The 4,121-nt window shown below is 59.1% G+C and carries 3 protein-coding genes, 9 tRNA genes and 1 other annotated feature; of the genes, 9 read left to right on the top strand and 3 right to left on the bottom strand.

From position 1 onward, the window contains the following. The first annotated feature begins 7 nt into the window (after nucleotides 1-7). The 9 genes from AS26_RS13265 to AS26_RS13225 all read left to right on the top strand — a co-directional run bounded on the left by AS26_RS13265 (nucleotide 8) and on the right by AS26_RS13225 (nucleotide 796). Nucleotides 8-83 (top strand) — tRNA-Thr (locus AS26_RS13265). Nucleotide 84: 1 nt separating this feature from the next. After that, a tRNA-Glu gene (locus AS26_RS13260) sits at nucleotides 85-156 on the top strand. Between the two features lie 53 nt (nucleotides 157-209). After that, nucleotides 210-284: transfer RNA gene (locus AS26_RS13255), tRNA-Gly, on the top strand. 19 nt (nucleotides 285-303) lie between these two features. Beyond that, nucleotides 304-377: transfer RNA gene (locus AS26_RS13250), tRNA-Gly, on the top strand. A gap of 1 nt (nucleotide 378) precedes the next feature. Continuing rightward, a tRNA-Val gene (locus AS26_RS13245) sits at nucleotides 379-453 on the top strand. A 4-nt stretch (nucleotides 454-457) separates the two neighbouring features. Further along, nucleotides 458-533: transfer RNA gene (locus AS26_RS13240), tRNA-Glu, on the top strand. Nucleotides 534-539: 6 nt separating this feature from the next. Then, nucleotides 540-635 (top strand) — tRNA-Ser (locus tag AS26_RS13235). A gap of 4 nt (nucleotides 636-639) precedes the next feature. Further along, nucleotides 640-716: transfer RNA gene (locus tag AS26_RS13230), tRNA-Asp, on the top strand. 3 nt (nucleotides 717-719) lie between these two features. Continuing rightward, a tRNA-Ile gene (locus AS26_RS13225) sits at nucleotides 720-796 on the top strand. Nucleotides 797-844: 48 nt separating this feature from the next. Here the strand turns inward: AS26_RS13225 and AS26_RS13220 are convergent. The 3 genes from AS26_RS13220 to AS26_RS13210 all read right to left on the bottom strand — a co-directional run bounded on the left by AS26_RS13220 (nucleotide 845) and on the right by AS26_RS13210 (nucleotide 3,586). Further along, entirely contained in the window at nucleotides 845-1,291 is a 447-nt protein-coding gene (locus AS26_RS13220) for an HIT family protein (protein ID WP_062310508.1), read from the bottom strand. A 34-nt stretch (nucleotides 1,292-1,325) separates the two neighbouring features. After that, complete coding sequence (locus AS26_RS13215; protein ID WP_174519947.1) at nucleotides 1,326-1,829, bottom strand: glutathione peroxidase; 504 nt, start codon at nucleotides 1,827-1,829, stop codon at nucleotides 1,326-1,328. Nucleotides 1,830-1,891: 62 nt separating this feature from the next. Continuing rightward, nucleotides 1,892-3,586 (bottom strand): 2-isopropylmalate synthase, encoded by a 1,695-nt coding sequence (locus tag AS26_RS13210; RefSeq protein WP_062310501.1) that lies wholly within the window; start codon nucleotides 3,584-3,586, stop codon nucleotides 1,892-1,894. Between the two features lie 74 nt (nucleotides 3,587-3,660). After that, nucleotides 3,661-3,919 (bottom strand) — a binding site (T-box leader). Nucleotides 3,920-4,121 lie beyond the last annotated feature (202 nt).

Here is a 4,121-nt window from a genome sequence, read left to right as displayed (position 1 = left end):
AACGCGCGCTCCCATAGCTCAGTCGGTAGAGCGCATCCATGGTAAGGATGAGGTCACCAGTTCGAGCCTGGTTGGGAGCTCCATGGCCCCATGGTCAAGTGGTTAAGACACCACCCTTTCACGGTGGTAACGGGGGTTCGAATCCCCCTGGGGTCATATTAAGGCTTGACGTTTTGGCCACTCGGCAGGTATAATGGTCGAGCCGTTGTGCGGAAGTAGCTCAGGGGTAGAGCATCGCCTTGCCAAGGCGAGGGCCGCGGGTTCGAATCCCGTCTTCCGCTCCACATGGAGGTTTCCCTCCTCGCGGGTGTAGTTTAGTGGTAAAACATCAGCTTCCCAAGCTGAGGTCGGGGGTTCGATTCCCCTCACCCGCTCCACGCGGCTGTAGCTCAGAGGGAGAGCACTACCTTGACACGGTAGGGGTCACAGGTTCGATTCCTGTCAGCCGCACCACCATGGCCCTATCGTCTAATGGTTCAGGACGCCGCCCTCTCACGGCGGAAATCGGGGTTCGAATCCCCGTAGGGTCACCACCACTTGGAGTGATGGCCGAGTTGGTCGAAGGCGCTCGCCTGCTAAGCGAGTATACGGTTGTTAAGACCGTATCGAGGGTTCGAATCCCTCTCACTCCGCCACACTGGAACTGTGGTGTAGAGGCCTAACATGCCTGCCTGTCACGCAGGAGATCGCGGGTTCGAATCCCGTCAGTTCCGCCATGTGCGCCCATAGCTCAGTCGGCTAGAGCGCACGACTGATAATCGTGAGGTCGGTGGTTCGAATCCACCTGGGCGCACCAAACAGTCAGCAGTCGTTTTCAGACGGCTGCTGACTTCGTTTTATTCAGCTACTGCATCCGATTGAGGTATCCCCTCAGCTCTGCCACAACGCGTTCGACTTCAACGCTCGGCAGACAGGGTTCATGGAGATCAAAGATTCGGGATCCACGAAATTGCGTTGGGTGGTCCGCCGTGCGCGGCACGATGTGCACATGAACGTGCGGGCAATCCTCAGACTCAGCGAGCATGATGGAGTACACCTTTTGAACTCCTGGGACGACATGTCGAAGCGCTCGCGACAGCATACGCTGCAGCTTGCCGAAGGCTTCGACTTCCTCAACCGATAGCTCATCGAAAAATTCGACGTGCCGGAGCGGCTTCACAATCAACCACCCCAGTACAGGACTGGGATCCAAACGATGATCGACCTGCCAGAGTTGATCTCGATAGATCACACCGCCCGGAGGGACAACCACCCCCTGATTGACTTGGCACGCTAAACATGCGTTCGCCATTCGATCATCCCCCTAGACGTTACTCTGTGCCTCGTCACGAAACGCTTTCGGCGTCGCCGAGACATGCCTCAATGTCTTCCCGGATGCTCTCCGGTGACGTCTGCGGCGCGTAACGCTTCACGACACGCCCGTTTCTGTCGACGAGGAACTTGGTGAAGTTCCACTTGATGGCCTCTGTGCCCAGCGCACCCTTGGCCTCTTTTTTCAAGTATTCAAACAGCAGGTGCGCGTTCGGTCCATTCACGTCGACCTTCGCGAACACCGGAAACGTCACGCGGTACGTCGTCCTGCAGAACGTCTGAATCTCTTCGTTCGATCCCGGCTCTTGGTTGCCAAACTGATTGCACGGAAAGGCAAGGACCTCAAAGCCGCGATCGCGATAGTCTTCGTACAACTTCTGCAGACCTTCATATTGCGGGGTAAAACCGCACTTGGATGCCGTGTTCACCACGAGAAGCACTTTGCCCTGATACTCGCGCAGCGGAATCCTCGTCCCGTCGGCCTTTTCGACCTCAAAATCGTAAATGATCACCGCCATCCCCTCCTCCTTGATCGTAGCACACCAAAAAAATGAGCCCCGGGCGAAACCGGGGCCCTCGTTCACTTGCTCACGGGAACCACCATCTCCGAGGCGCGAGCGAGCATTCGATTGACCGCGCTCACCAGCGCCTTCGCCGACGCTTCCATGATGTCCGTGTCCACACCGCATCCGAAATGCGTGTTCCCTTCCTCGTCGTCCACGCTGATGTACGCCACCGCGCGCGATCCCGACCCCACTTCCAGTGCGTGCTCCTTGTACGTGAGATTCGCCACCCGGATCCCGAGCCCGTCTGCCAGCGCATGACACAGCGCGTCCAGGCGTCCGTTGCCGGCGCCTTCGATCTCGACCGTCTCGCCGTGCCAGACCACCTTCGCGCGAACGTGGTGCGAGCCTCTCGCATCCGCGCCCGTCAGTTCGACGAGATCGAGCGGCTGACCGAGGTTCACGAACTCGCGCATGAAGATCTCTGCGATCTCGTCCGCCGACAGCTCCTTCTGCTCCCGATCCGACACACGCTTGACGGCGTATCCCAGTTGCTCGCGCATCTTCGGCGGCAGATCATAGCCGTGCGACTGCTCCAACACGTACCCGATGCCGCCCTTGCCGGACTGGCTGTTGATGCGGATGATGTCCCCCTCGTATTCGCGGCCGATATCCTTCGGATCGATAGGGAGGTACGGGACCGTCCAATGCTCAGGCGACTTCTCTTCGCGCCACTTCATGCCCTTCGCAATGGCATCCTGATGCGAACCAGAAAAGGCCGTGAAGACAAGTTCCCCCGCGTACGGGTGACGCCTGCTCACCTGCATTTTGGTGAGAGCCTCGACGCGCGCCTGAATCGCTGGGAGATTGGAGAAGTCAAGCCCCGGGTCGACGCCGTGCGAGTAGAGGTTCAGTGCGAGCGTGACGATGTCCACGTTGCCCGTACGCTCTCCGTTGCCAAACAGCGTGCCCTCGAGGCGCTCGGCGCCCGCGAGCATCGCGAGCTCCGCCGCCGCGACCCCTGTGCCGCGATCGTTGTGCGGATGCACGGAGAGCACAATGGCGTCGCGACGAGCCAGATGCTTGCTCATGTATTCAATCTGGCTCGCGTACACGTGCGGCATCGAAAGCTCGACGGTCGCCGGCAGGTTGATGATGACCTTGCGATCCGGCGTCGGCTGCCACACGTCCAGCACCGCGTTGCAGATCTCAAGCGCAAAGTCGAGCTCCGTGCCCGTGAAGCTCTCCGGCGAATACTGGAAAAGGAAGTTGCCCGGCGTGGTGCGGGCGAGATCGCGGATATGCTCGGCGCCGGTTACGGCGATGTTGACGATCTCGTCCTTGTTCGCGCGGAACACCTGCTCCCGCTGCGCCACGGACGTGGAGTTGTACAGATGAACGATGGCGCGCTTGGCCCCGCGAATCGCTTCAAACGTGCGTTCAATGATGTGGTCGCGCGACTGCGTGAGGACCTGAATGGTCACGTCGTCCGGGACGAGATCGCGCTCGATGAGGGTCCGGACAAACTCGAACTCCGTGTCGGACGCGGCCGGGAAGCCGACCTCGATCTCCTTAAAGCCGATTTCGACGAGCAGCTGGAAATATGCCAGCTTCTCCTCGAGATTCATGGGCACGATGAGGGCCTGATTGCCGTCGCGCAGATCGACGCTGCACCAAACCGGCGGGTGGTCCAGATGGTCGCGATGTGCCCAATCCAAGCAAGGTTCAGGCGGCAGAAAATACTGACGGGTGTACTTGTTCACATGTTTCATGTCCATCCACTCCTGTTCTGTTGTCTTGACGTGGCCTTTGATCAACGAAGGGAAAATAAAAAGGCCTCATCTCGGATAGAGACGAGGCCGGGTTGGCTCGCGGTACCACTCTATTTGGCTTCCCTTGCGGAAAAGCCCCCTCTGTCGACGGCAATCACCGTCTAGCCCGATAACGCGGGCTCGCGGCCTACCCTACTCCCACGGATGAGATGGCCGTGCCTTTCGGGCGGCGGTTCATGGGCGAGTTCAGGACGCGCCTTCGACCGATTCGCACCACCCATCGGCTCTCTGGACTCCAACGACGCCCCTACTACTCCCATTCTTCACCTTTGACGATTTTCCGTCTTGCTCATCTCGTGCGTCAGTTCAGGTGATTTCATCGTACGGTGAATTACATGAGATGTCAAGCGTTTCGCACAGGTGTGTCCGTGTCAAGTTTTCGTAGGGGCAAAGGCGAGATCGAGAAGAGCCCCACATCGCGTATTACCACTGCGGGCCGCGCACAAGGGCCCGAAGGACATATTTCACCCAAACG

It is taken from the genome of Alicyclobacillus sendaiensis NBRC 100866, assembly GCF_001552675.1.
Taxonomy (GTDB): Bacteria; Bacillota; Bacilli; order Alicyclobacillales; family Alicyclobacillaceae; genus Alicyclobacillus; species Alicyclobacillus sendaiensis.
This window is presented reverse-complemented; position numbering and strand designations above follow the sequence as displayed.